Genomic DNA, 24655 nt, shown 5'->3' on the forward strand with positions numbered 1-24655 from the left:
AGGCTCCCCCTTCTGAGAGGATGGAGCCATGACGAAGCGAACAATCCCGTTTTCCCCTGAGGTGCGCGAGCGCGCTGTGCGGATGGTGCGCGAGCACGCGGGCGAGCACGGCTCGCAATGGTCGGCGATCCAGTCGATCGCGGCCAAGATCGGCTGCTCGGGCGAGACGCTGAGGAACTAGGTGCGCCAGTCCGAGCGTGATCAAGGTGTGCGACCCGGCCAGACGACGGACGAGCGCGAGCGGATCAAGGCGCTGGAGCGAGAGGTTCGCGAGCTGCGCCAAGCCAACGAGATCCTGCGCAAGGCCAGTGCGTATTTCGCGATGGCGGAGCTCGACCGCCGGTCTCGGCCATGATCAGCGTCATCGACGATCATCGGGACGTCTACGGGGTCGAGCCGATCTGCAGGGTGCTGCCGATCGCCCCGTCGACCGACTACGCGCATGCCGCCCGGCGCGCCGATCCGGACAAGCAGCCGGTTCGTGCTCGCAGCGACGCTGCGTTGATGATCGAGATCCAGCGCGTGTTCGAGGCGAACTTCTGCGTCTACGGTGTGCGGAAGGTCTGGCGGCAACTGGCCCGGCAGGGGATCGTGGCCGCGCGATGCACGGTGGCGCGGCTGATGCGCCGATTGGGCTTGGCGGGGGTGGTGCGTGGCAGGACCGTACGCACCACGATCCCCGATCCGGCCTCAGCTTGCCCGCTCGATCGGGTCAACCGCCACTTCAAGGCTCCCCGGCCGAATGCCTTGTGGGTGAGCGACTTCACCTACGTGGCGACGTGGTCGGGCTTCGTCTATGTGGCCTTCGTCATCGATGTGTTCGCCCGGCGCATTGTCGGTTGGCGGGCCTCACGTAGCGCTCATGCGAGCTTCGTTCTGGATGCTCTGGAGCAGGCCCTGCACGAGCGTCGTCCTGGTCAGGGCAGCGGGCTGGTGCACCACTCGGACCGCGGCTCGCAAGACTTGGCTCTACGGGACACCGAGCGCCTGGTCGGTGCGGGCATCGAGCCGTCGGTCGGCAGCGTCGGCGACTCGTACGACAACGCCTTGGCGGACACGATCAACGGCTTGTTCAAGGCGGAGGTGATCCATCGGCGTGGCCCGTGGCGCTCCTTCGAAGCGGTCGAGTATGCCACTCTGGAGTGGGTCGACTGGTACAACCACCGTCGCCTCCTCGCGCCCATCGGCAACGTCCCTCCCGCCGAGGCCGAACTGCGCTATCATGCCAACGTCGGCGACCAAGCCTTGGCCGCCTGACCCAAGCCAATCAGCCTCCGAAAAACCCGGAGCGGTTCACTCCGGGGGTTTGGTGAGGAAATCGTCGGCACCGCTGTCGAGGACCTCGGCGAGCGGCCGGTCGTCGCGCGCGGCGGACATCACCAGGATGGTAAGGGGATGGGGCTTCGTCAGGCTGTGAGGGAGGCGGGGCCGGGGCTGTAGCCCTTGGCGCCCAGGACTTCCATCAATAGCCGGCCTCGCCCGGCTGCATCTCGGGATGGGCAGCAATGATCCGTGCGACTTTGCCAACGCTATCGATCGGAACGCCCCGCCCCGTCATTGCGTGATCGAGGCATTCCAGGATGGCCTTGAGTTTCGGCTTCGGCGCGGTCGGTATGCTTGCGCTCGTCAAGGTCTTGGGCTGTTTCTGGAATTTTCGATTGAAGAGGCGGTCATGATGGGCGCAAATGTTGCGCAGGTCGACGAAGCTCGCGACCCAGCTCTCAAACACCTCGTCCGAGCCTACTCCGAAGTCGGCTGCTACGGCTGTCCTGAGCGGACCAGAAAGACACTTGTAGAGGTTGGAGGCCCTGCCGAAGGTCAGAAACTCCTTCACGGTCCAGATCGCAGGAAGGTACGGATCACTGTAGGTTTCGCGGTAGTGCCTCGCCCGTCCGTCGTGGGACTTCTCGTACGCGTCGGTCATGCTCCTGATCGCCTTGATGTGGGAGGCGGAGTCCCTGAATGCCGCTGGGTTCAAGTAGGGGTGGCTGCCGTAGGTCTGGCTGACGGCCTCGGAGATCGCATTGCGAAAGAGGATCTCGAACTGGCCGACAGCGTCGAAACACACGTCCCGCAGCAGCGTGTCGCATTCGTAGAGACGGATGATGTCACGGTAGGACGTCCCGGGCACGAAGGGCCGGTTGGGAGCATTCAACTGGCGCCGGGCCAGGAAGTAGATGCGGAGCCGCTCGTAGCCGATCAGCTCGATTTTCCGAGCAGCGACATTTGGACGGGGTATGTCCAAGCCTTTTGCGCGCAGATGTGCAACCCGCTGGTTTGCGGACGCATGCGGCTTCGTGAAGGGTGTGCGGGCCATTCCAAATAGGAAGGGCCGCCCTTTTGCACGCCTCCCGAAGGAGATGTGTGGCGGCCCGTGACAGACCTAAGATAGGCAATGCCGTCTGAACCGGCAAGGGGCATCGATCGAGGGATCGTTGGAGCGTGATGCTCCGTCGAACCTCCAGCGTGTGAGACCAGCCAGTCAGGGCTGTGTCTCCTCCGCCTCGAGCGCACGGTAGACGCTGGTGCGGGAAATACCGAGCGCTCGGGCTATGGCAGCGGGCCCTTCCCCTGCCGCATCTCGGCGCCGGATTTCGCCCACGGGCACGGATTTCGGCCGGCCCTTGCCGGCGTAGACGCCGGCCGCCTTAGCGGCCTCAATCCCGGCGCGCTGGCGCTCAAGGATGAACTTGCGTTCCATCTCCGCGACCATACCGAGCACGGTGACGACGATCCGGCCGACATCGCCACCTGTGGTCAGCTCGGGATCGAGGATGCGCAGAGACGCACCCTTCTGGTCGAGTTCGTGAACGAGGTTGAGGACGTCGCGGGTGGAGCGGCCGAGTCGATCGAGGCGGACCACAACCAGCTCGTCGCCATCGCGCAGGAACTGCATCACGGTGGCAAGTTCCGGCCGGTCGTCGGTGGATTTGCCGGACAGCTTCTCCGAGCGGATCACCGTGCAGCTTGCCGCCTTCAGCTTCTCGAGCTGGATGGTGAGGTCCTGGTCGGTGGAGGAGACACGTGCGTAGCCGAACCGGGCCATTCTGGACCTCAAACGTACCAAAAGGTTGGCTTTGAACGGAGCTATGTAACATAAAACGAAAACGGCCCTTTTGGAGCTCATGAGGGCCGTACCACGAAGCCGTACCAGAACGGTATACCTATCTGCGACACTGCACCCGTGACTTGGAATCTGGATTGGGAGTTATCCCACCGCTGGCATTTTCGCCTTGCCGCGGCCGATTGGGGCGGCCATGCTCGCTCCGCAAGGGAATGTGGGCGGACAAAAAACGATGGCGGCTCACAACGATTTCTTCACGTGGCAGAGCCTGACGACATTCGCCGGAACGACCATGGCGACGACCGCCATCGTCAATGGCGTATGCAGTGCCTTCCCCGGATTTCGCCACCCTGCCGCCCTGGGATTATCTGTATCGATCGTTTTGTGCCTCCTGTTTGCGATGGTCGATCCGAGCACGGGGGAGATCGTCCTCGCTGGGCCGTTCGCGACCTATCTGATCGCCCTCGTGAACGGCTTCTTCGTCTTCACGTCCGCGTCTGGCATCTCGGCCGGCGGGGCGCGGGCGGCGGGGGCCCCCGCCCGAGGCGCGCGACGGACGCGGGGAGGTGCGGTCACACCTGGCGGAACTCCGCCGGCGCCCGGTCCCGCACCGCGCCGGTTCTGGCGCTACTGGCTTTGACAGCAAGGCCAGCCGATGGCCGTCTCCACCGCCAATCGCTTCTCCGAGACGATCCATGCCGTTGTCGTCGGAATCAGCGCCTATGACGGGTCCGGGCTGACGGACCTGCCGGACTGCGCCCCCGAAGCGGCAGAGCTTGCCAGCGCCCTATCGGCGTCCCGGATGTGCGGCGTTCCGGCGTCGCAGGTCCACCTGATCCCCGATCCGCAAGCGTCGCGGACGGCGATCCTCGGCACGCTCGCGCAGGTCGCTGCGCAGGCCAGAGCCAGCGACATCGTCATCTTCTACTTCGCCGGCCACGGCGAGGCGAGCGACCAGGGCTTCATCCTGCGCACCGGCCCGCGCCTGGCGGATCCCGCGCTCGGGCTCAGCCGGGAGGATGTAGCGGGCGCGCTCAAGGGTACCGCGGCCCGCGGCATCTTGGTGATCTTGGATTGCTGCGGCGGCGCCGGCTTCGCCGAGAACGCGCCGGATCTCTTCAACCTGGCGACGCACGACTTCCGTTTGCTCGTCAGTGCGTCGCGCGCCGGCGAGTCGTCGTGGGAATTGCCGGACCGGGGTTCGCTGTTCACGCGACGGCTCCTGAGCATTCTGCGTGGAGAGACGGTGCTCGACCGGACCGGCGGCATCTTCTTCAACGACCTGTTCGACGACCTCAAGACGACCGTTGTGGACGAGGCCCGGCGGCAGCTGCCGCCAGGCCAGACCCAGACGCCGGTCTTCGCCGGCACACATGCCGGGGATCCGCTCCTGTTCCTCAACCGGGACCTCACGCTGGAGCAGGTCCGCGTCCGCACCGTGCGGGTCACCCGGCAGACGCTGCGCCGACGCGTCCTGGCAACGGCAGCTGGCCTGGTCGGGGGAGGGGGCCTCGCACTCCTGCTTTACTGGGCGTTCCTCGACTCGCACCACTACCTCGACCTCACGGACAACAGGGTCAGCCTCGTCCACGGCTATCCTGGGCTGACGGGGTTCGGCCTGCCGCGCACGGAATGGATCTACGGCGAGGAGCCTTCGGATCTCGCCGAGAGCGCGTTGGCGCCGCGGGAAGGCAGGCCTCTCGTCCTCTCCCGCGAGGCTTCGCCTGAGGCCGCGCTCCTGACGGTGCTCCGACCGCCCGGCCGGGCACGCCTTCGCATCTGGGCCGGCGACCGGGCCGGCGCGCGGCGCGACCTCCTCGCCGCCGCCCAGGAGCGACGGCCGAGTGCGGCGAACGACCTTGAGTTCCTGCCTGAGACGGTGGTGGCCGAGGATGCAGACGAACTCGACCGCATCGTGCGCGCCAGCCGTCCCGAGGAGTCCGTCGAGCCGGTTCTGGCCCTCGCCGCTCTGGATCCGAGCCGAGCCGTAGCGGCTTGGCGGGCGTCGCCGGCAAGCCGGGGAGGGGGCGGCCTGACCCTGTTGTCGAGCTGGCAGGGACCCTGCACCGCGGCTGTGCAGGACTGGCTCGATGCCGCCCTGTCCGACGGTACGGACAGGATCACGTACCTCACCGCCGTCCGGGCGATCGTCCGGACGAAAGGCTGCCGGCTCGATCCGGCGAAGGCGTTCGCCGCCCGTCAGCCCTCCGACATTCGTGATGTCCTGTTCGCCCTGCGGATGTCGAACTCCGCCGGGGCCGAGGCCATGCGGACCACACTGGCCGCAATGCTCGGTCCCCCTGACGCCCTTGCACGGTCGGCGCAGGTGCACGGTGAGCGCCTCGCGGGATTTTGGCGCTACAGTGGCGGGGCGGCGTGCGGGGCTTGGCTGCTCGATCCGTCGCGCGGGCTCCCGGAGGAGGCTCGGATCGACGCCGCTGTGGCGGCGGTGCGGGATTGCCCTGGCGCCCGGCTCGATGCAACAGTGGCCGACGGCCGGCTCAGGCTCGCCCTGAGGCAGGGCGACACTGCGACGGCGATCGCCGCCTATCCTCTCGACGGGAGCCCCGGTGCCCGGGTGCTTAAGGGTGTCGACGCGCTGGTGGAGGCGCGAGCGGAGGGGCGCGATTCCGCCCTGCGCGCCATCCTGGGAGCGTCGCGGAGCTCCGAGACGCGTCGGATCGTCGCCAAGGCGCTGCTCGCGGTGGGCGCGGATGGGTCCGAGGCGCTCGCCTACGCGCTTCCCGCCTCGCCGCCGCTCGATCGCGAGTTGCTGCGCTGGCTGTCACGGATCGATCAGCGGCGCGCGAGCGCAGCATGTGCCGAGCGGATCCTGGCGGGGCAGGTCGAGAGCCCGCTTATCGAGGCGCTCGCGCTCATCCCGATGGAGACAATTGACCGGGAGCGCCTGCTCGCCTTCGCGGCGACGCAGGACTTGCTGCCGCGCACGATCATCTCGGTCCTTCTCGGAAGCGCGGACGAGGCCACCGCCCTGCTCCTCGCGCCGCAGCCGGAGGTGCGGACGCACGCCCAGAGCTACGCCCTGGCCCGTACCGACGCCATCGCCGTGTTCGCTGCCGCGCGCCGTCGCTCCGTCCGCGCAGATGCGGGCCTCGAACGGGGCGCGTCGCGCCTGCGCCGCCTCGCGGCGATCGAGGCCGAACTCGCGACCACGCCGGACTTCGCCCTGGAGTGGCGCGCTGGCGGCATCGATACGTTCGAGAGCGCCGATGCCGGGCTGTCCCTCGCCATCGAGCAGATCCTCGAGCGCCGCCGCGGCCGTCGCTTACCCGATACGGGGGCCTCCACCCGTAAAGCCGCGCCGTGAGACGGCAGTGTGAGGCTGTGGCGATGCGGATCCCCAGACGGCTGGCCGCCTGCGCCGCCGCCCTACGCCGAGATCGGCCGGCACAGGCCCTCGCCTACCTCGACGGTGCAGCTTTCAATGGGCCTCGCTTCAACGGAGCTTGGCGGGTGGCGGAGCGTGGCCTGCGCGCCCGCGCCATGAAGGCCTCCGGCGCCCCGATCTCCGCATGGCGGCCCCTCCTCGACGAATGCGGACGCGTGTTCGACCGACGGCTTGCCCGGGCTCGCGAGGATCTCGCCTTGGGAACGCCCGAAGGGCTCAATGCGGCCATCGCTCGGTGTGACGACCTCGTCGCCGCCACGGCGTTCCTCGGCGCCGACGCGATCGAGGGGCAGGCGCTCGCGCGCAACGTTCGGGCGACGGCCCTCTTCCACCAGGGCCGGTCCCGGGACGCACTGCGGGAGTGCGAGCGGATGCTCGCCCTGCTGCCGTCGTCACCCGAGACGGCGTCGCTCTGGTCCGGCCTGTCCGTCAACGCCGCCTCGATCGCGTGCGAGCTCGACGAGGACGCCGCCGCGACGGCGTTCATCGCCGTCGGTCTCGCGTCGATCCATGGCCTGGGCGATGATCCCGATCGGATCTGGGACGTGTTGCGTATCGCCGCCGACCTCGATGTCAGGCATGGTCACTTCCTCGACGCTCGGCGAAAGATCGTCACGGCGGTCGCCGTCTTCGAGGCGCTGGGGATTATCCGGAGCCGAAACCTCGCCCGGGCGCGAGCACGGCTCGCGACCCTCGAGCGCGAATTCGGCCGCAGCGATCTGGCGGCGGAACTCGGCCGGTCGGCCCTGGCGGCGTGGCCGCGAGAGGACGGGGCGGCTGACTACACGGTCGAGGCTGCTCATCTATGGACCGAGTGGGCGCACGCGCGGAACTGGATCGAAGCACGCCCGCGCCTCAGGCGGCTCGCCCGCCTCGCGGTCGCGGACTCCTCGTCCCGAGCTGATTTCCTGATCGGTCTCGGCATCGTCACCCTCGACCGCGGCCGGTTCCCCACAGCCGACCGGCTGCTCGGGCGTTTGGTCGCCTGGCTCGACGCGACCGCACCCGGCGCGGTCGTCGCGCGGATCGAGGCGCGCCGACATCACGCGCAGGCCCTGATCGGGCGCGGGCGGTTCGAACAGGCCTCTCTTCGCATCTCGGAAGCCGCAGCGCTCGTCGCGGCCAGCGGGGAGGGGACGGCGATCTACCGGCACGTGCTGGCCCGCGAACGGGGCCTGCTCGCCGAGCGCCAGGGCGATCCAGACGGCGCCGTCGCGTGGTATCTGCGGGCTATCGTGGATGAGGCGTGGCACGTGACCGCAGGATCCGCCGGTACCGAGTCCTCGCTGTCCGAGGCCATCGGCGGTCGCGACGCGATCGACGCGGTCTCGGGCCTGCTGCGACTGGTCGCGACCACTCCGACGCCGGAACGGGTGCGGCACGCCCACGAGGCAGTCCTCGCATCGCGGGGCCGTGCAACGAATGCCGTCGGAACGCGCCGGATCTTCCATTCCGAGGAAGCCCGCACGATCGATGAGGTCAGGTCCGAACTGTCACGGGTGGTCGAGTGGGGTGGCCGGCTGCAGGCGGCCGGCCATCCGCCCGCTGATCTAGCAGATCTCGCCCTCGCCCTGGCAGCTCTCGACGGTCAAGCAGTTCTCGCCGCGCCCCGTCTCGGCGAGAAGGCCGCACTCACGCCGGGTCCTCGTCCTCCGTCCCGCACTCTCAAGGCTGGCGACGCGGCCATAGACTTCGTCGTCGCGATCGAACGGGGGGTGATCGAAGAGGGTCGCTTGGGGCGCGACGTTCGGCTTTACGCCTTCGTCACCACGGTGGAGATGCCCCATCCCGCTCTTGTCGCGTGGCCCAACGTGGCGGGGCAGTTCCGCGACCTCGACGCGCTCCGGCGGGCGATGGCGGAGGCCGAGCCGGAACCGGAACTCGCGCGCCGCCTCAACGACCTGTCGCGGGCGTTATGGTGGCCCCTCGCGGCGCATCTGCCCGCCGGCACGCGCCGGCTCTTCCTGCGCGCCGACGGCAACCTCGCTCACCTGCCGTTCCCGGCGTTGCCGGACCGCGACGGGACCCCGCTCTGCGAGCGGTATGAGATCGTCCTGGTCGGGCCGGACTTGGCGACGGCGGCGCCCGACCGGCCCCCGCGCGACTTCCTCGTCGTCGGCGATCCCGCGCCAGCCGTCTCGTGGCGGGACCGGATCGCCGCGATGGCCAGGGAGGACGAGTCCCGCGTCCTGCCGACTGGCCGGTTGCACGGCAGCCGGCGCGAGGCCGCCGCCGTCGCCCAGTTCCTGCGCGACCGCGGAAGGATGGACGGCACGTTCCTCGTCGGCAAGCATGCGGCCCGCCAAGCCATCATCGAGGCCCTTCCGGCGCGGTTCGTCCACTTGGCAATGCATGGGTTTGCGGTCCCGCGCGGCGTGCGGGGGAGTAGGCCGCGGGAGGATGCCGTCGTCGGTCACCCGGCTCCGGACTGGAGGGCGGGTCTGGTCTGCGCTGGAGCGGAGGCGTGGCTCACGCGCAATGGGCCGCTGCAGGGCGACGACGACGGGCTACTGCTCGCACGGGACGTCGCGGCTCTGCCGCTCGCCGGAACGGAACTCGTGGTCCTCGCGGCCTGCGACACCAGTGCCGGCGAGCCTGTACCTGGGGAGGGCATCCTGGCCCTCGCCGACGCCTTCCTGGCCGCCGGCGCGCGCACGGTCGTCGCCTCGGCCTGGGCGATCGACGACCACGAGACCACCCGGTTCATGCGGGAATTCTATGCCGCCCATCTGGACGGCGCGGCGGCACCGACGGCCCTACGAGCTGTCCAGTCGGCTTGGTCCCGGGCCCAGCGCAATCCCCGGTTCTGGGCCGGCTTCTGCGTTTATGTCCACGGAGAGACCTAGACCGCTGGGCGGTCAGCCGGATCCCGGCTGACCGACGAAGAGCCCCTGGCGCATCTGGATGATCGGCCCGGCGGGTCCGCTCCGCGGGTGGTCCGGCCCGCGTCCGGGCCGGGTCGGCGACCGGCCCCAGAACGCTTCGAGGCCGCCCGCATCGGCGCCGAAATCCAGGTAGTCGCCCGTCCGGCTGCGCCGCGGGGTCGACACAGTCTCCTGCCGCGCCCGCGGATAGGGGCCGTAGCGCAGCATCAGCGTGCCGAGTTGGGCTCGCGACCGGCTGAGGTAGGTGCACCGGCAGGCGGCGGCGCGCCGGAGCTGCTCGGTGATCGTCATGTCCCAGGCGAGGCCGTCGTCGCCCTGCACGGACCGGGCCCAGGCCATGAGGAGCCAGCTGTCGGCGACGTCGGGCAGGATCCAGTTGAGGGTCCGCAGCCAGGGCAGGGGCAGGCGGAGCGGGGCGAAGCGGGCGAGGAAGACCGCGCCCAGGACGGCGGCCGCGGGATCGCTGAACTTGCCGGCGAGGTGGTCGAGGGCGGTCGACGCATCCTGGCCGCGGCCGGCCGCGAGGATCTCGGTCGCGTTGGGCAGGATGCCGGCATTCAGGCCCAGCAGCAGGTCGGCGAGGCCCGGCGCCCGCGGCACCGAGAGGGCCACGGGCACGCGCACGGCCGAGGGATTGTTCGCGCGCTCGGCGCTGCCGACCATCGCGACCCCCGAGGCCAGGAAGGTGACGTCGACGCCCTGCGCGAAGGGCGGAACGATAACGATCGGCCCGAACCCGTCCTGGCCGAGCAGGCCGAGGGCGACGGGCGCGGAATGCGTCACGGCGACCTGAAGGTAGTCGCCGGTCGGCTTCGGCGGCTCGCACGGCCCCGGCCGCCAGGCTCCCTCGACGTGGTGCCAGCACGCGAGCGTGTAGCGGGACGTGCGCGTCGCGCTCCGGGCACCGCCGGCGGCGAAGGCGAACGACAGGCCTGCGGCCGGGGGGGCCAGCTCGTGGCTCAGCAGGGCACTCGTCGCGCGGGACGCCGCGTTGGCGGCTTGCGGCGAGGCGAGGGACGTGACCCGGAAGTCGCTCTCGCCGGGCGTCGCGCTCGCGTAGGTCAGGCCGAGCCGCGCGGCCCCCGTGAGGAAATCCTGGGGAGGGCGGCCGGACATCGCGATCACGGCGTTGCCGCCGTCCGGCCCGATCGTGACCGGCGAGACGAGCCGCTCCCCCGACGGCCGCGTGGCGACCACCGTGTAGTCGCCGGGGGGGATCGCCCGGACGACCGCCTGCCGGGCCAGGGACGACAGGGTCAGGCGGCCGCCCACGCGCTCGCCTCTCTCTCCCAGCACCTCGACGGTGAGAGGGCCGAGCGCCGCCTCGGTCGCGATCGTCAGATCTGCCATGGCGGCCTCACAGCTTCACTCTGGTCAAGGGCGGCAGAGCGCGCCGCGTCCCGGAGAAGGCCGGGACCGCGAGCTTCTCAGGCCATTCTGCCTCGACCTGGTAGAGAGCGTAGGGATCGACCGCCCGCCGGAACCGTTCCTCGGCCAGGGGGCCGGGCTGCTGGCCGTCGATCCGGAGCCCGTCGTGCAGGATGTCCAGCCGGCATTGCGTCAGCTTGATCGGCGGCTCGCTCGTCACCAGCAGCGTGCAGGGCGCCGGTGCGGGCCGGGCCATCAGGATCGGCGGCACCTCGGCATCGGTCGTGGTGAGGCGGGGGAACGTGTAGTACGGATCGTCCTCCCGTGCGGCGACCCGGAAGCGATAGCTCGCCATCGCGTCCTCGAGGCTCTGGACGTTCAGCTCCCAGCGGCCGTCCTCGCCCTGGCCGGTGAAGCCGGGACCCGTGCAGGCTTCGATGAACACGTCCATGAAGCGCGAGCGTCCGTTCTGCCGGCCGAAGGCCGGGGCGCCCTGCGAGGCGGAGTAGACGATCGCTTGCGACAGGGACCCGTGGGTGTCGGCCATTGCCTTGCGCCTCCCGGAGACCGACTCGATCAGGGGCGACACGGCGGGCCGCGCGTTCTGGAGTCCCGGCGGTGCCTGGTTGGCGCAGCAGTCGAAGATGAGCCACTGCTCGCGAGGCTTCTGCTCCGCCATCCCCCCGATGAACAGGTCGATCGAGACCGCGTTGGGCCAGACGAGCTCCGGATCGAAGCCGAAGTCGCTCGCCAGGAACGTGTTGCTCACCGACGGCAGCCAGATGCCGTGCCCGGAGCAGTAGAAGACGAGCGTGTCGTTCGCTCCGGCGCCGTCGAGCCAGTCACTCCTGGCCCGCGGGATGTTGCGCATGTCCGGCGCATCGAGCTTGCGCGCCGCGACGCCCTCGCAGGCGAAAGTGAGGCCGTCGGGAGCGGTCGCGTCGTTGATCAGCAGGTCGACCGACGCGAGCGGCCTGCGGAACAGCGTCTGCCAGGCGGTGAGCGCCTGCGTGGCGAAGTCGACGGCGCTCCGCGCGGCGCTGGCGATGTCCGCGAGCTTCGGGACCTTCGCTCGCGAGGCCTGCGCGAAGGGGTAGTGGCCCGCCCCGAGGACCAGGAGCCGGGTCCCGCCCCCTGGCTGTGCGGCCTCGTAGACCCGCGTCACGCCCGATCGAGCTCCGCGAGGCGCGCCCTCATCCGGCCGTAGAAGCTCGGGCGCAGGAAATAGGCGCCGTGCGCGCGCAGCAGGTCGGTGACCGTGTCGTAGCCGAAGTCCCGCACGCCCTCGAACGCCTGGCCGCACTGGAACGAGAAGACGTCGGTGTAGTCGAAGACGTTCATCCAGTGCCGCACGCCCTCGGGCATCGGCAGCTTGACCCCGTCCGAGGGCCGACCGCCGGGGTAGAGGCCGAGATCGGCGAAGAAGCCGGGTTGGGACCCGACAGTGAACAGGGCGTCGATGCGGATCGGGGCGCCGATCGCCTCGGCGAGCTCGGCCCGCGCCGCGTCATCGGTGAGGAGATCGTAGAGGATCACGCCGCCGAGGCTGTGGCCCACGACCACGAACGGCTCGCCGGCCGCCCGCGGGGCGGTCGCCCCCGCCACCAGGGCGGCCTGGATCGGCGCGAAGATGCGCGCGCGCGTCCCCTGGTCGCCGGGCGTGTCCCGCTCCCGCAGGTAGACGAGGATGTCGCCCAGGAACAGCGACACGGCGCGGCTCAGGTCGCGGCGCGTGGCCTTGAGCACGAGATCGCTGACGCCGTTGCCGACGAGGCCCACCAGATGACCGATCGCACCCCGCACGGTGTCGCCGATCCCGTATGCCTCGACGGGTCCGCCGGCGCGGGCGAGTTCCACGTCCAGGGCGTCCGCGAAGGCACCGTTATCGGCGGCGGCGAGCGTCCCGATTCCTGTCGGCCCATCCTTCCGGCCAATGCCCTTCGCCTCGAGCAGGGCGGCGCTCGCTTGCGCGAGACGCATCGCATCCCCGGTCGCGGCGGCGTCCGGGTCGTTGAACTGCAACGCCGCGTCCCGGATCGCCGCGTCGAGCGCCGCCATGGCGACGAGGTCGATGGCCTGCTCCGCGTCGGTGCCGGCGATGGTGCCCAGCGCGAGCCGGCCGTCCAGCGCCTCTGGCCCGAGCCCGCCAGGCGGCCCGCCGTCGCCGACGTCGAAGATCTCGTTGCCCCTCGGCGCGGGCAGCCAGGGAAGATCATCGCCGAACTTGGCGGCGAAACTGCCCCAATCCGGATTGACGATCGTCAAGTCGTCCCGCTTGAAGACCAGCGAGCGGAACAAGGCGTCGCGCTGCTTGACCATCGCGGCGTGTTGGGCGGACGGCCGCGTCGCGACTCCGTGCACGAAGACCAGCGGCATCGCGACATCCTCCCGGTGAGTGTATCACTGCATCCGGAACAGCAGACCTGCTCGCGGTCGGGGATCATGGAAGAGTTTCGGCGGCCGGTCCAGAGCGAAACATCTCGGCACGACGCCTTCGCGGTGCGACGGTCGGCCCTCGCACGGTCGTGATGCTGCGGCATGCGAGGAGGGCTCTGGTCTCCACGCCGGAGCGGGTGTTACGCTGCCGGGCGAGCATGTCCCGGGAGGCCGTCTGTCATGGATGCCGAGGGTAAGCGGCCGGACTACGAGGACACGGCGTGGCTCTCGGCCGCGCTGCGCACCTACTTCTCCGGTCAGGTGCTGCTCAACCTCGTGAACCCGATCGACGGCGTCAGCGTGTCGGGGGACACCGATCTCGCCTTCAACGCCAGCGTGACGACGGCGGATTTCACGACGTTCCGGATCGTCCTCAACGACGGATGCCTGGCGCAGATCTACGAGGCGCTGGACGTTCCGCGCGGACGCGCCTTGGAACCGTTGATCGACGTGGCGTCGTCGCTCTTCCGGGGGCGCGGGGATTACGACCTGGTCTGTCGGACCGTGCTGAACGTCGCGGTCGTGTTCATCCTGTTGCACGAATACGCCCACGTCGCGGCCGGGCATCTCGACGCGCGGCGCTCCGCCGGCGGAGTAGCGGCGACGGAGACGACGTATCGATGGGACGAGGTGCCGGGACCGGCGAACCGCCCCGATCCCGCCCTGTCGCTGGCGGGGGTCGGGCCGGAGCAGGTCGGACGGGTCTTCGAACTCGAAGCCGACGCGACGGCCTACGAGCTTCTCCTGGATTTCGCCGTCGACATCCTCCTGGCCACGGACGAGGCGCGGCGTGCGCTGCCGTCGATCGCCCATGCCGACGACCTCGATCCCGCCCAGGCGGGCAGCCTCCAGCAGCTGATCTTTTACGCCTGCGCGCTGACGGTGTCCCTGACCGAGCAGAGCCGCCAGAACGCCGGGGTGCAGGGAACCTATCCGAGCGCCGGCGCCAGGATGATGAGCCTCTGCCTCGCCCTGCTGCGCCGGCAGATGCCGGGCGAGTGGCGCTTCGAATGCGCGGAGCAGGTGACGCGCATCACCGAGGAGGCTCACGGGGCGCTGGTCGCGTTCATCCTCCCGACCATGGCGCGAGCGTTCGATCTCTGCGAGGCGTGCTGTGCGAATGTCCGAGGGGAGACCGGGGGTGCCCGAGCCTCAGCGGCGGGCGACCGGAGGAGCTTCGCCCACGATTTCGCCGTTCTTTTGCAGGGCGCCACCGGCGAGGCCGTGACCGAGGCCGGGCGGGAGTTGGTGTCGCTTCAGGCCGCGAGAGTTGCCATCCTGGAACCGATGAGACACCATCGCCGCACAGATTGGTGGGACTTTCCGGATGCATCGTGACGAGTCTGCCTTACCCGCCTCCAGTTGTACTTTCTCTCCCTGCGCGCTACTCAGTATTGGCGGCAGTGATCGTCTGCCGTTTATGGAAAAATGACGAGAAAACTTCAATTTGTTGCAGCTTACGCGCACTCAGCAGACCCGCCGCTTAGCAATCTCCAAGACCCATTCGGACAGAGGAGTGCGCCGTTTCGATCGGCCAACGGTGAATCATCCTTGCTTTGTGCCTACAGCATATGTTGCAACTGATTTGAAGTGTCACAGGAGGCAGCAAAGTAGGAATGTCACGGTGCCGTTGGGCCATCCTGCACCGAAGGAGGCCTTGGCGAGGCTGCGGAGACCCCAACCATCGCAGCAGCCTCGCCAAGGGCGGGCCGTGGGGCTGCCGCCCCAGAACGAGAGCCAGCCCGTGCCGCCAGACCTTTGCGACCCGGCGATTGCCGCCCCGTCTTGACGTAACCACCCTTCTCGCTGTTCGTCTTGACTTTCGGTGGACGCAGTTCGTCCTGACGTTCCTTGACCCATGCCAAGACCTCCGACAGCCGCTTGTTCTCAACGATCTCCGTATGCGTCACCCGCTGATCCTTGTCGAAGGAGCGGTAGGGAAGCGAAATCCCCTTGAAGCGAACGTCGAGGCGTCCATCGGCAAATTCATAGATCTCGACGTAACGACCCTCCGCCGCGAGCGACAGATCGCTCTCATCGAGGATGATCCTCCGCCTCTTGTAGGACAGCGCCAGATGTTGTCCGACATAGCGCTGCTCCCGCCATGCCAGAATATCCGAGAGACGGTCTCCCGGTAGGTTCAGCTCACGATGCAGATCATCAGACTTGATCGCATCCCGGGCAAATTGCGCGTTGAAGTTCTCCATGAAGCCCGGCACGAAGGCGTTCGCCCCATCAATGTCGGAGACACCAGCAAGACGAAGCTCTTTCACGAGGCGATCCTGCAAAGTCCTGTTCGCCCGTTCGACCCGACCCTTCGCCTGACTGGAATTGGCACATAAGATCTCGATCCCAAGCTCGCCGAGCGCGCGACCGAACTGAGTCATGCCCTGGCCGCCCTTGGCCTCCGTCTTGGCGACCCGGAAGACCGCATGCTTATCGGAGTAGAAGGCCAAGGGCCATCCGTGCCTGTTCAGGTATCCATCCAGCGCCTCGAAGTAACTGAAGGCGCTCTCTGACTTGACGAACCGCAACTGCATCAACCGACCCGTCGCGTCGTCGATGAACACCAGAAGTGTGCAGGGGCCAGCCCGATCCTCGAACCAACGGTGCTCGCTGCCGTCGATCTGAACCAATTCACCCAGACGCTCTCGCCTGAGCCGTGGCGGGTGCATCACCCGGCGATGCCGACGCGACAGCCACAAGCCCGCAGCCGTCATCCAGGTCCGCAGTGTCTCGCGCGAGAGGGTGATCTGGTGATGCTTCCGGAGCATCTCCGCCGCAAGCGTCGGACCAAAGTCAGAGTAGCTCTCCCGCACGTAGGTCAGAGCAAGATCACGCAGCCCGTCGCTCAGCGCACGGTTCGAGCGACGACCACGCGCCTTGTGACGAACGGCCGAAGCGCCATCGGTTCGATAAGCCTTGATGAGCCGGTGAGCCTGTCGCCGACTCAAACTCAGAAGACGTGCCGCTCCCGTCACCGTTTGCCGCCCAGCCAGAACCGCCGACAGCACCTCGACCCGCTGCAACTCGCGCTCGCTCATCAGGACCCACCCCATGGCGACCTCCCGCGTTCCGCAAAACGGGGGAGTGTGCCATTCCTACTTTGCCCAGGTGGGACATTCTAACTTTGCGCCTACATTGCGCCTACAGCATACATTCGCATAAGAAATGTTATGGAACTAGCGCTCGTTTCTACTGGATCATGAAGCATTTTATCGGATACGCAACAAACAGCACTCCAAGGCTTTCGACAAAATCTGTAGGCGGAATGCGTTCGGTACCGCAGCAGGGGAGGGCACTACCGTCGAATGTACACAGCCCCCTCCCCTCCCCTGAAAAAATCCGTTACCGCTCCACCGAGATAGCACTGAATGAGACGTGATCGTCTTCTCTCTTTTTCACCCAGAAATAGGTCGATGACGGCGGCGACATAGATTCGGCTCTCAGCCGTCCAGATATACGTCAAGTCGGCGATCCATTTCCGCTTCGAGGCATCGGCTGCGAATCGCCGCTTTAGGAGATTGGGCGAGGCGGCACTCCGCTCACTCTCGTCCTGCGGCGGTCCACGTCGGCGCGGTCGCGCCCGCAGGTCATTCTCGCGCATGATCCGCTCGATGCGGTGCCACCCGCACGAGACACCATCGGCCAGCACGTCGCGCCAGACACGCCTTGCACCGTAGGTTCGGTCGCGAGCCACAAAGCTCGCGTGGGCCTTGACCAGGATCGCGTCGTCGTCCCGTGCGCGTTGGCTGGGTTGCCGGATCAGCCAGGCTCGAAGCCGGAGCGCGACACGCTCAGCGCCGCGCAAATCTGGGCAACCGATGTCCGTGACACCGGCAGCAGGCTCCCTACGCGTCGAGCGGTCGGACGCCGGTCACCGTTCCCGTCGCCACGTGTCCTTGACCTGCAGCGTGCTCACTGCCAGCAGCGCCGCCCCCTGCACTTCCGACCGGACCGTCTCGTGCGCCGAGAAGGTGTAGAGTATCGCCAACCCGTGCTTGACAGTCGCCAAATATCTCGTGAGGTAACCCGAGATCTCGGCTCCCCTCAGGGTCGCGTCGACCCAGAGCGCGTCGCCGATCGTCGTGTACGACGGCGCCTTGACGATCCCGTGACGACCCAGTTCGGCTCCACGGGTCTCCAGGTGCCTCCGGTACGTTCCTAATCCATCGTCGGGGCCTGGGATCTTCGCGGCAAGGACCATGATCGCGCCAACCGGCTGACCCTCAACGTGGGGTGGGTTGCAGACGAACTCCGTCTTTTCCAGTTCGCAGGTCCAGCCAGCCGGCAACTCGAAACGCAAGTAGCTGTTCTGGAACTCGACGGCCCCGGCCGAGCACGGAAGAGCGACGAGAAGGGCGCACAGGCAGGTCGCGGTCGCGTGCATCGTCAGGCGGGCTCCACCGACGTCTCGGCCTCGATCCCCAAATGCCGCCAGAAGTCGACCGTCCCTCCGGACGCACGGGCCTCGACGAACGCTGCGTACAGCCTGCGCGCGGAGATCACACGCATTCCCGTATCCTCTAGCAATCTCGCGTCGCTCTCGTCCAGGTCCGGCGGCCGGTCGCCCGGCTCCTGGGCCACGCAGGCATTCGTCACGACGAGAAGGTCCGAATCGGCGGTCTTCGCCCAGATTGCCAGGATCTCGACGTGCACGCGCCTGATCCGTCCGGTTTGGCCGAGACCGACCACGCGGAAGGCTCGCCCAGCGGGGCCCCGCAGCCTGCCGCTCGCGACGCCGTCCACGTCGTCCGCGACGGCTCCCATCTCCCGGAGGATGGTTGCCGCCGCGTCGCGCAGGGTTCCTTCGTCGGATGCCGCGAGGATCCGCGTCATCGCGCGGGCCTTCGAGATCACGTCCCGCTCGCCATTCACCTGGTTGTCCGTCTCCCGGCGGCGTTCCGCGAGTTCGCATAACTTGCGGTCGGCGTCCCGAGCTTCCGGAAGATCGTGGAGGAGCAGCCATTCAGGGTCCTGGGAGGAAATCCTGAGGCGCCAACTGTACTCGCGCACGAAGCTGTCGCTGACTCTGTGATCTTCGATCTCGGCTGCCCGCGTGATGAGGCGTTCCCGCAGGTCCTCGGCGTCCGCGCCCGGCAACGCGCGGGCCAGGTACGGGAATACCCCGGCGAACCGGGCGTCCTCCGCGTATCTGGCGCGGGCCTCCTGATCGAGCACCAGCAGGGCGAAGTGGCTGAAGAAGTCCCGGATGCGGTCGTGGCGGAAGCGGACCTCCTGCGACGCGATCGCGCCGCCCTCGTCGGCGTCAGTGCGGACCAACGCGAGCTTTCCCGCGATCAGGGCGACGACCTCGGGCTGGAACGGAAGCTTTTGCAGGTTCTCCTGGTCCTTCAGCCGTTGCTCGAGCAGCGCCGAGGAGAAGGCTGTCGTTCGGAAGGTGACGCCCGATTCGGCGAGCCGCCTGGAGATGCCTTCGAACTGCTGCGCCTCCAACGCGAAGAGGTCCGGCGTGCGCCCGTCCCCGAGCAGGAGCGCGACGGACGTGAGATCCATGGGGTTCGACAGGAACTCCTCGAAGGCCCTGCGTTCGACGTCGTCCTTCGGGGCGGATGCGACCTCTTGCAGGAAACACTCGGCCGACTTCACGAAAAGCTCGCCCCTGACCGGAGCGTCGTCGGCGAGCACGGGCTCGCGCGAGACCAGGAACGCGCGGACCGCTTCGGGCGCCAGCGGCAGGATCGTGTAGCTCTCGATCGTACCGAAGCCGCGAAGCGGAATCTGGCTCGCCACTAGGATGCTGGCGTAAGGATACTGGGACAGGAACCCGGTTATCAGGTCCTGGGTCGCAAGATCGACCTCGTTGTATCCGTCGATGTAGATGAATATATTTCCTGAGTAGATCATGGCCTTGAGGAGGCTCTGTTCCTTCCCGAGCCCGTTCATGCGTTGCTCGATCTCGGCTTCGACCCCGCGCCGGCATTGGTCGGCCCGCATGTAGACGAGGACGTCGCGACCTTCCCTGGCACGCGCCGCGAGGGAAAACCGGAGGAAGCTCGATTTGCCGAGCCCCGATTTGCCGAGCAGCAGGACGCGTCCGCGATGGCCCGAGAGCGCGTTCAGGAGGGGGAGTTCGGTTTCCGTTGCCCGGCCGCGCCCGCCCATCACGGTCGCGCGGTGCCGGACGCGACTGTCCTGGAAGTACGAGAGCCGGTCCAACTGCGCGACGTCGCCCGACGCGATGTCTCCTAGGAAACTCTCCTTGAACGGCGCGAACAGCCGGCGCCGCGCGACACCGACATGCAGCAGGACGAGGTCGATGTAGCCAAGCCCGAGCAAACGCCGCAGGACCGGGTTCCAGAACACGACGGCCTGAAGCCGAGGCGATCGCGGATAGGCGGTCAACAGCAGCGCCCAGAGGGCGAGGTGCGCCAGCAGGGCGACCGGAATGCCTGCCAGCCCGGCGAGGATCCACCGCTTCCTGAACTCGGACGCGATGGTCTTCGACTGTTCCGGCGCGGTCGTTGCGAACTGGTCGCGCCAGTACTCGAGCGACGGCATGGATGCCGGCAGGTAGGGCAGGTCGTCGACGGCCCGGCCTACGATCTCGGCGATCCTCGCGCCGACCTCCCTGCTCGTCGCGTTTCGGAACGACTCGTCCTCCCAGAGCGACCGTATGCCCTCGAGCAGCTTCGGCGGGTCGGGGACTGGCCTGTCGCGCCACGCGCCGGCCAATCCGGCCAGGGGCGATCCCGCCTCGCTCAGCAGAAGAACGCATGCCAGGATGGCGTCCCTCTCGCGGTTGGTCGCGCGATGGAGGGCATTGAAGGCGGGCGCGAGCAGCGCCGGCTTCAGCGTCGCGGCCAGTGCCTGCGCCAGGCAGAGCTCGCCTGGCTTCGTACGCCACTGATCCTCACTGACGGAATCGGCGTATGAGGCTGCGAACGACTGATCATGGCGGATCAGCGAGCGCAGGAGGACGGTTGCGTCGTCGGACAGGTCGGGCCGGGTTCTGACCAGGCCGACCGACTCGGCGTCCGGCACGGGCAGTCTCCCCGTCGCCGAAACCGAATCGTAGGCTCGCGCGAGCAGGATCAGAGCCGTGCGGGCGACGGCCACGCTCGTGTCCGACAGGTTGTCGATGAATGCCTTCATCCCCGTTTCGGGGTGGTCGGCCAGGGCCAGGAGGGCGGCGCTCCGGATCGGGGTGCCCGCTCTTGCGTCAGCGGCCAGGCGAGCGGCGGCGGCGTAGGCCGTTGTCGGAGCGCCCTCCACCGATTGCAAGACCCGCAGGTCCGTGACGGTGAGTGCCCGGACTGCATCGCCGCCGAACACCTTCCAGTAGCCTCGCGCCTCCAGAGCCGTCACGGAAGGCAGGACACCGACATCGAGCAAGGCTCGGGCCCCGGTCTCATCCCCCATCGCGAGCCGTGCCGCGAGTTCGTCGGTCAGGGATCGCGTCAGCGACGGCAACCGCAGGGGCATGTTCGCGAGTTGCCCGGGTCCTTCGCGGCCCAGAGCGGCCAGAACCAAGAGCCCGAGGTCGGCGTCGGCGACCTCGACCAACGCAGTGTCAACCTGCCTCGACAGGTCCATGCGGCAGGACGATCTTTTCGTGAGCAGGCCCCAGAGGGTGGCGAACTTCGACGCGCGCGGCGTCGGCTGCCGGCTTAGCAGGGCGAGCCGCCACGTGAGGTCGGGGCATTCGAGTGCGTCGCTCCGGGCGGAAGGCAGCGTCAGCGTAGCCGTCCACCGTGCCAGGGCGGGCAACTGCTCGGGCCCCGCCATCTCGATGAATTGCCGGACGGTCTTCAGGTCCCACGCATCAAGGGCGGTCGGCTGGTCGGTGACGCGATAGAGGCGCGCCCATCGCTCGGGCGCGACGCGCCTCAACTGGTCCAGAGCGACAAGGCGCGCCTCCGGACCGCCTTCGTTAAGGATCCTCTCCAGGTCCCGGCTCGAGAGGGGCTGGCCGAGCCGCACTAAGACCGCACGGGCGGTCCGCTCCCGAAGCGCCGCGGCCTCGTTCGCCGGGTCCTGCGCGGACAGCCAGCGACGCAGCCTCGGCACGGCCTTGTCCAGGGATTCCCACTTGCCCGTGAGCACCCGCGCGGTCTCGTGACGGGCCTGTTCGCCGAGCCGGTCGGCCTCGAGCGCGTCCAGTAACGCATCTGCCAACGGTGCCGGCAGCCGAGTCATGGACTGAGCGCTCGAAAGCAGTGCCACGATCGTCGCGTCGCTGTTCGACGCCAAGGCCGCCCGGAAGGACTCCAGGTGATCGCGCCACAGCACCTCCCGCAAACCCACCCGGTTGATCACGGCGGAGTTTCTAAAGATGCTTTTCTGCTCCTCGCTCGCGACAGCGAAGACCCGTTCGAGCTGGGCTGACTGCCGCAGTCGAGAGACGGCCTCGTCGACGAAGTCTTGCGGCGCCTCCCCGAGCAATTCGACCGCCGCGATGGCCCCGTCGACATCCGCAGGATCGATCTGGGCCAAGAGCCGGCCGACGAGCATCTTCCGTCGTTCCGGCGTCAAGTGGCTGCGAAGCTGGGGCAACCGGAGTTGCTCGGCCATTCTGGGTAGGGCCCGATCCTCCGGCTGCCCGTGCGCGGGCAGGCACCCCGTCAGGGCGGCGACCGTCATGACGTGCAGGGAAGCCCGGATCGTTCGTCGCATCTCACCGCGCCCGTCCCGCCACAGCAGGCTCCGCAGAGCAGGGGCACTATGCAGCACGGGGACTATCCGGCAAAGCTGGCCGGCTTCCGACTAGTGAGTCCAGTCTCACGGATGCGTCGCAAGGCGATCGCGGCCTCGCGCGGGGCGGGCATTCGCCTCATCGTGCTGGACGACGGATCCCATACCGGCGCGAACGCTCGATCAGCGGGGACGGCTGGAGCCGGATCAGTCCGCAGCAGTGCCGGGTACGCGACTCTGGCTGTCATGAAAGCGAGCACGCTGCGCCAGTCACCGGGGTTCCGCCCAGACTACAACGCGCATTCGCACAAATTTTTAAAACAAGACGTTGGTTCGGAGTATTACCACGGATAATTCATCTGCTGTATTGGGAGATCCTATGGCGTGTTGGCGTGAAACACAGAGAGTCGACCTTAGCTGAGCGGGGGAGAGCGCCTGTAATCTAACCCCCTCCCCTCCCGGAAGGGATACAGGAGGCGGAATACTCCTGTTCCCATCTGCATCACCGGCCAAAACGGCTACCTCAATCGCTCGCTACTTCTGCCTTTAAGCTGTGTATTTTTAACATCTCTATTGTTGGGTCTGTTAGATAGCCTACAAGCCGGCTTGATACAAGAAATCCCGGTTAATAAGTTTGCGAAGATAGCTGCGAACTGCTAGTTGTTGCCAGATATACCGACATCCTGAGGTGTTTCGTGAAGCTCGAGATCCCCGCAGCCGCAGGCGCAGTAACTGTGGAGATCGAGCCCAGTAGGCCTGTTGTATTGCTGGGACCGAACGGGACGGGAAAGACCCGGCTAGGAGTTTACATAGATGATCTTATATCTTCGGGAATATCTCATCGCATCGCTGCACAGCGATCTCTCGAAATGCCAGACGAGGTATTTTCCGAGGACTATGATCGAGCGATAGCGAGCTTAAGACGCAGCAGGGGTGACAAAAAACCGAAAAAATTGTCGCCTGGTTCTATCGAATTTAACTACGACGAGGTGTTAACGGCTTTGTTCGCTCAACAATACCGAGCCTTGGAATACGCCCACGCGGCTTCCTCGGGCAAAGCGACGTCGAAACGCCCTTCAACCTTGATCGATCGGTTACAGGCCATTTGGGCGGATTTGATCCCCTATCAGCGCCTTATCTTCTCTGAGCACACCATTCGAGTAATCAGAGCAAGCAGCGACGGGGCGCCGTACGAGGGCGCTGAAATGAGTGATGGGGAGAGATTGATAGTTTACATGCTGGGCCAGGCCCTATTACTTTCGCAAGAGAGCCTTCTTATTGTAGATGAGCCCGAGCTACACATGAGCCGGGCACTGCTGGTCCGACTTTGGGACGCAGTTGAACGAGCTCGACCAGACTGCTCGTTCATATACATAACTCACGATATCGATTTTGCAGCTTCTCGCCGCGGCGCCAGGATGTACGCTGTACTTGACTATACGCCTCCAACGTTCAAGCAAATCACTGTAAAGAAGCGAAAGCAGACGGTACAGGACTCGCCTCCCAGTTGGACGCTTGAGGCACTCCCATCCGGATCTGACGTTCCCCTCGATGTGCTGGCCCGCATTGTGGGAAGTAGGAAGCCCATCCTCTTCGTTGAGGGACAGACGGGAGGCCTGGACCATCTCATATACAAGGCGGTGTACAAGGACTTTACGGTGATGCCTGTAGAGTCCTGCAGGCAAGTCATTCAACTGGTCCGTAGCTTCAGAATGCAAATGCCCCTTCATTGGTTGCACTGCGCAGGTCTTGTTGACAGAGACAACAGAACTGTCGATGCCGCAGGCCGGCTTGAAGATGGCCTTTATGCGCTACCGGTTAGCGAAATTGAAAATCTTCTTCTGATTCAAGATGTGTTCGTCGCACTCGCAGAAGCCTTAACGTTTCCAGCAAGAGAGGTGGAAAGTCGGTTTGCGCGCCTGAAGAAAGACGTGCTCGACGCGGCACGCAGGCAGGCCGAACGTATAAGCTTGAAGCAGACAAGCAGCCGCATCTGGGATTCAAGTCGGGCTATGGGCGTCAAGGCTAAAGATATCGCTGAGCTGACGTGCTTATATGAAGAGATGGTAACGAGGACGAGCCCTCATGATCTATACGACGGATACTTTGCCGAAATAACCCGGATCCTTGAGGCGGAGGATTTCGCCACCGTACTGCAGGTATACGACAACAAAGGCGGCCTCTTGAATTCCCTGGCAAGGTCGCTCGGCCTACACGGCCCAACCGAGCTTGAGGCTTTCGTCGCACGGCTCCTGCTGCAGGAGCGGGGATCGGGTTTGGTGAAGGCCTTGTGTGGGGTTCTGCCCATCATCGAGTAAGGCAAATCCTGCTTCAATCCGTGAAGAGGGACTCCAAAATTCGGCGCTGCTCTGCATGCTTGTCAGAGTTATCGGCCTTGATTTTAGCTAAGTTATGGACCTTCCAACGCACTGCTGGCAATGCCGCCGCTTGCGGCAAGCCAATCGCGTCGAAGTCGGGTTTTGCATCGTGCAGGGGAAGTAGGAAACGCCTGACGTTGGAGTCCATTCGCGCTTCGATATCCCTGATTAGACGCTCGCGCACCGCAGACAATTCCTCCAGAGGCACGGCGATCACTGTCATACCCTGGAACTCTTGCTCGAAAATCTTCTCCAAGGAAACACGCGTCGGTCGCAGCAACTCGTGAGGCGGACGCGATGAACTCGCTACATAGACGAGAAAGGTTCGAAAAAGATCGTCTGTCAGCCCCTCGTTTTCGTAGAGTAATTTGATATCATACAGGTCGCGTGGATGCTGCCGGTCCAGAGTGGCGTGCATCTTACCGGCAAACAAATCTTTGGCCTGCTGCCGGTTTGGTGG

14 protein-coding genes, 2 pseudogenes and 1 other annotated feature are annotated in these 24655 nt (G+C 66.6%); of the genes and pseudogenes, 6 read left to right on the plus strand and 10 right to left on the minus strand.

What is annotated here, in order from left to right; all coding sequences use genetic code 11:
* The first annotated feature begins 28 nt into the window (after window positions 1-28).
* Window positions 29-1257: pseudogene (locus tag EOE48_RS11320) on the plus strand (IS3 family transposase).
* Window positions 310-426: a sequence feature (AL1L pseudoknot), on the plus strand. Its footprint overlaps the pseudogene before it by 117 nt.
* A gap of 205 nt (window positions 1258-1462) precedes the next feature.
* On the opposite strand, the gene EOE48_RS11325 reads toward EOE48_RS11320, so the two are convergent.
* Together EOE48_RS11325 and EOE48_RS11330 are read right to left on the minus strand one after the other, a co-directional pair.
* Entirely contained in the window at window positions 1463-2317 is an 855-nt protein-coding gene (locus EOE48_RS11325) for an Abi family protein (protein ID WP_187371387.1), read from the minus strand.
* A gap of 165 nt (window positions 2318-2482) precedes the next feature.
* Window positions 2483-3046, minus strand: a complete 564-nt coding sequence (locus EOE48_RS11330) for a recombinase family protein (protein WP_127728971.1) — start codon at window positions 3044-3046, stop codon at window positions 2483-2485.
* 250 nt (window positions 3047-3296) lie between these two features.
* On the opposite strand from EOE48_RS11330, the gene EOE48_RS11335 reads away from it, so the two are divergent.
* From EOE48_RS11335 to EOE48_RS11345, 3 genes are all read left to right on the plus strand, one after another.
* Window positions 3297-3704 carry a hypothetical protein gene (locus tag EOE48_RS11335; protein ID WP_127728973.1) on the plus strand — a complete coding sequence of 136 codons (408 nt, stop codon included), beginning with the start codon at window positions 3297-3299 and terminating at the stop codon, window positions 3702-3704.
* A gap of 15 nt (window positions 3705-3719) precedes the next feature.
* Complete coding sequence (locus EOE48_RS11340) at window positions 3720-6392, plus strand: caspase family protein (protein WP_127728976.1); 2673 nt, start codon at window positions 3720-3722, stop codon at window positions 6390-6392.
* 146 nt (window positions 6393-6538) lie between these two features.
* The gene (locus EOE48_RS11345) at window positions 6539-9319 is read left to right on the plus strand and encodes a CHAT domain-containing protein (protein WP_187371388.1); all 2781 of its coding nucleotides are present in this window, start codon (window positions 6539-6541) and stop codon (window positions 9317-9319) included.
* 12 nt (window positions 9320-9331) lie between these two features.
* Here EOE48_RS11345 and EOE48_RS11350 read toward each other — a convergent pair whose 3' ends face one another.
* The 3 genes from EOE48_RS11350 to EOE48_RS11360 are packed head-to-tail and all read right to left on the minus strand — an operon-like array spanning window position 9332 to window position 13102.
* Window positions 9332-10708 (minus strand): hypothetical protein, encoded by a 1377-nt coding sequence (locus EOE48_RS11350; protein ID WP_127728980.1) that lies wholly within the window; start codon window positions 10706-10708, stop codon window positions 9332-9334.
* 7 nt (window positions 10709-10715) lie between these two features.
* Window positions 10716-11891 carry a caspase family protein gene (locus tag EOE48_RS11355; RefSeq protein WP_127728982.1) on the minus strand — a complete coding sequence of 392 codons (1176 nt, stop codon included), beginning with the start codon at window positions 11889-11891 and terminating at the stop codon, window positions 10716-10718.
* Window positions 11888-13102 (minus strand): alpha/beta hydrolase family protein, encoded by a 1215-nt coding sequence (locus EOE48_RS11360; RefSeq protein WP_127728984.1) that lies wholly within the window; start codon window positions 13100-13102, stop codon window positions 11888-11890. Before EOE48_RS11360 ends, EOE48_RS11355 begins: the two co-directional genes overlap by 4 nt.
* A gap of 240 nt (window positions 13103-13342) precedes the next feature.
* Here EOE48_RS11360 and EOE48_RS11365 point away from each other — a divergent pair, with 240 nt between their 5' ends.
* Window positions 13343-14500, plus strand: a complete 1158-nt coding sequence (locus EOE48_RS11365; protein WP_127728986.1) for a hypothetical protein — start codon at window positions 13343-13345, stop codon at window positions 14498-14500.
* Window positions 14501-14781: 281 nt separating this feature from the next.
* Here the strand turns inward: EOE48_RS11365 and EOE48_RS11370 are convergent, their stop codons facing one another.
* From EOE48_RS11370 to EOE48_RS11385, 4 genes and pseudogenes are all read right to left on the minus strand, one after another.
* Window positions 14782-16221 carry an ISNCY family transposase gene (locus tag EOE48_RS11370; RefSeq protein ID WP_342791833.1) on the minus strand — a complete coding sequence of 480 codons (1440 nt, stop codon included), beginning with the start codon at window positions 16219-16221 and terminating at the stop codon, window positions 14782-14784.
* A 350-nt stretch (window positions 16222-16571) separates the two neighbouring features.
* Window positions 16572-16984, minus strand: a pseudogene (locus tag EOE48_RS11375) (IS3 family transposase); the annotation flags it as partial.
* A 55-nt stretch (window positions 16985-17039) separates the two neighbouring features.
* Entirely contained in the window at window positions 17040-17552 is a 513-nt protein-coding gene (locus tag EOE48_RS11380; RefSeq protein ID WP_127728988.1) for a hypothetical protein, read from the minus strand.
* A 2-nt stretch (window positions 17553-17554) separates the two neighbouring features.
* The gene (locus tag EOE48_RS11385) at window positions 17555-21697 is read right to left on the minus strand and encodes an NACHT domain-containing protein (protein WP_127728990.1); all 4143 of its coding nucleotides are present in this window, start codon (window positions 21695-21697) and stop codon (window positions 17555-17557) included.
* Between the two features lie 815 nt (window positions 21698-22512).
* On the opposite strand from EOE48_RS11385, the gene EOE48_RS11390 reads away from it, so the two are divergent.
* On the plus strand, window positions 22513-24135 hold the full coding sequence (locus EOE48_RS11390; protein ID WP_127728992.1) for a DUF4435 domain-containing protein: 1623 nt from the start codon (window positions 22513-22515) through the stop codon (window positions 24133-24135).
* Between the two features lie 13 nt (window positions 24136-24148).
* On the opposite strand, the gene EOE48_RS11395 is transcribed toward EOE48_RS11390, so the two are convergent.
* The gene (locus EOE48_RS11395; RefSeq protein WP_281292752.1) at window positions 24149-24628 is read right to left on the minus strand and encodes a nucleotidyl transferase AbiEii/AbiGii toxin family protein; all 480 of its coding nucleotides are present in this window, start codon (window positions 24626-24628) and stop codon (window positions 24149-24151) included.
* Between the last annotated feature and the right edge of the window lie 27 nt (window positions 24629-24655).

Origin of the sequence: Methylobacterium oryzihabitans, assembly GCF_004004555.2 — a bacterium.
GTDB lineage: Bacteria > Pseudomonadota > Alphaproteobacteria > Rhizobiales > Beijerinckiaceae > Methylobacterium > Methylobacterium oryzihabitans.

Bases quoted from the DNA above. Each gene is read 5' to 3' on its own strand.
- EOE48_RS11380 (WP_127728988.1), bottom strand. From the start codon at position 17,552: ATGCACGCGACCGCGACCTGCCTGTGCGCCCTTCTCGTCGCTCTTCCG.
- EOE48_RS11330 (WP_127728971.1), bottom strand. From the start codon at position 3,046: ATGGCCCGGTTCGGCTACGCACGTGTCTCCTCCACCGACCAGGACCTC.
- EOE48_RS11335 (WP_127728973.1), top strand. From the start codon at position 3,297: ATGGCGGCTCACAACGATTTCTTCACGTGGCAGAGCCTGACGACATTC.
- EOE48_RS11325 (WP_187371387.1), bottom strand. From the start codon at position 2,317: ATGGCCCGCACACCCTTCACGAAGCCGCATGCGTCCGCAAACCAGCGG.
- EOE48_RS11385 (WP_127728990.1), bottom strand. From the start codon at position 21,697: ATGGCCGAGCAACTCCGGTTGCCCCAGCTTCGCAGCCACTTGACGCCG.
- EOE48_RS11350 (WP_127728980.1), bottom strand. From the start codon at position 10,708: ATGGCAGATCTGACGATCGCGACCGAGGCGGCGCTCGGCCCTCTCACC.
- EOE48_RS11360 (WP_127728984.1), bottom strand. From the start codon at position 13,102: ATGCCGCTGGTCTTCGTGCACGGAGTCGCGACGCGGCCGTCCGCCCAA.
- EOE48_RS11365 (WP_127728986.1), top strand. From the start codon at position 13,343: ATGGATGCCGAGGGTAAGCGGCCGGACTACGAGGACACGGCGTGGCTC.
- EOE48_RS11340 (WP_127728976.1), top strand. From the start codon at position 3,720: ATGGCCGTCTCCACCGCCAATCGCTTCTCCGAGACGATCCATGCCGTT.
- EOE48_RS11370 (WP_342791833.1), bottom strand. From the start codon at position 16,221: ATGGGGTGGGTCCTGATGAGCGAGCGCGAGTTGCAGCGGGTCGAGGTG.